Raw genomic sequence first — 2,098 nt, 5'->3', positions numbered from 1 at the left:
AGCCCAGCGGTGATATGTCAAGAAGGTGATTCTAGAAAATTGGAAATTAATTTAACAAAAGTACACCTTTTACCTAAAAAAGGGTATAAGAAATAAGCCCACCAATTAAGCAAAGAAAATATTCCTTAAAGTGGTGGAAATGGTAAAGAGAGTAGATTTTAGGGTAAAGAAATTACCCCCTCCTCTCTGGTGGAGTGTACAGTTGCTTGGTGTTTAGTAGCGAAAACACCAGCCGTACCAGTTTTCTAGCAGTTAAGACGAGGGCTCTTTTATGTTTGTGTTTGGGTACTTCATCATATTTCTTTTGGTAGAAGTCTTTGTACTCAGGAACATGTTTCCGTACAGAGTCCGCAGCCTGAATTAAGTAATAACGAAGATACTTATTCCCAGCTTTGGTTCTGCTGGTATCTTCGGCTTCAAACTCACCTGACTGATGTTGATTCCAAGTTAAACCGGCGTATTTAGCTAGAGCATTATGGTCTTTAAAGCGCTGGACATCTCCGGTTTCTGCTATGATCCCGGCGGCATAAACATCTCCAATCCCTTTAACGGAAGTTAAGGTTTGGGGAAAACCCTTCATAATTTTGGCGATTTCTTTGTCCAGTTTTTTTACTTCCGATTCCATATGTTTGATTACATTAAGCATGGTGGCCAAAGAAATATTCACAGGGTCAGCCATCGCCTTGTTCAGGCGATAAGAAGACCGGGCAATTTTTTGAAGATAAAGAGCAATTTCCTCTGGATTATCGAAACGGTTTTTCCCTTTATCCTTTAAGAAATCAATCAGTTCTTCCATAGACATGGCCACAATTTGTTCTGGTTCTAATTCTTGGATAACAGCAAGACAGGTGCTGCCAAAAAGGTTGGAGAATGGATTATCCTGGCGTAAACCACTAAACTTTAAGAAGACCTGGTTAAGAAAATAAGTCTTGTCCCGAGTAATATTTTTCATCAGATGAAACCGTGTCCTTGTAAGCCTCTGCAAAGCCTCGTATTGAACAATGTCTTTCATGGCATAAGGTAGTCGACCAAAACGAAGGTGGTCTGCAATTACCCAGGCATCGATGCGGTCATTCTTTGGGAGGGTGTCGTACCCTTTTTTGAAACGAGCCACTTTTCGTGCATTTAGAACGTAAATCTGTGTATCTTTTTGCGGGCAAGTAGTTTGAAGCTGGTCTTGCAAATAGTGAGCAAGGTGCCAGCCCAGATTTGAAGTTGCCTCCATACCAATTCGAAGGGATTGACTTTTTATTCTATCGGATGTATCAACAATCTTTTGAATGAGGGTGTCGGCCCCCTGCCGGTTGTTGTGGATAGAAAAAGAAGCCAGTGCCCCTCCATCTCCATCCATGAATTGCACATGGTGAGACTGTAAGCTAACGTCTATTCCCACCAACATTTGTGACATAGGATCACCTCCCTGTTCAAAAATCAGGTTGATCTCAGACCTGGGTGCCCATGGGAACCATCGAAAGCAGCCTCGTCATCAGCACTCATCATTAACATGAAGACAATTCGGGGTGCTACTCCCCCTTCATGGAAAGAGGTGCAACCAGCGGTTAGATCATCGATGATGGATCATGGGTAGCAGGCTTATTAAGCAGTACCAAAAGGTCCGCAAGGAGGATAAGAAATATCCCAAGAACAACCTGTTGATCCCATTGTCCCATGGGGAGGACTGAACTTCCAGACAATAATTGGAAGTGTAAAAAGGCAATAGAAAACCGGCCCGGCCAGGAAAACTTTGAAAGCAATCCCGGGGGCCGGCATTAAGAATTACAATATTTAAGTTATGGAGCTTGTAGTTATTAGTATCTACTCTCCCTGATCAGGATTGAATGTGGATAATATTGGGTATTTCTAAACATCACCACCATATTTAGGGTACTTAGACTCTGTTTAGATAATGACCTTATCCACATAAACAATAGCCGCGCGACTGACTGGTACCATTATTGCACCCAGTGTGGACTTGGTTATCATTTTAGCTGGTCTCGATACCCGTTATTCGAGAACCGGTTCTCATACCTGGACCCACCTTATTCCATTTATGGAAATTAGGTCTGTCCAGTGGATCTACTACTATTATACGAGGAGG

At 42.4% G+C, this 2,098-nt stretch carries 1 protein-coding gene; it reads right to left on the bottom strand.

Translation table 11 applies throughout. The features are described from left to right. Positions 1-172: 172 nt before the first annotated feature. Positions 173-1,408, bottom strand: a complete 1,236-nt coding sequence (locus V6C11_RS00540) for an IS110 family transposase (RefSeq protein WP_333529129.1) — start codon at positions 1,406-1,408, stop codon at positions 173-175. Positions 1,409-2,098 lie beyond the last annotated feature (690 nt).

This window comes from Desulfotomaculum sp. 1211_IL3151 (genome assembly GCF_036763075.1).
GTDB lineage: Bacteria > Bacillota > Desulfotomaculia > Desulfotomaculales > Desulfotomaculaceae > Desulfotomaculum.
This window is presented reverse-complemented; position numbering and strand designations above follow the sequence as displayed.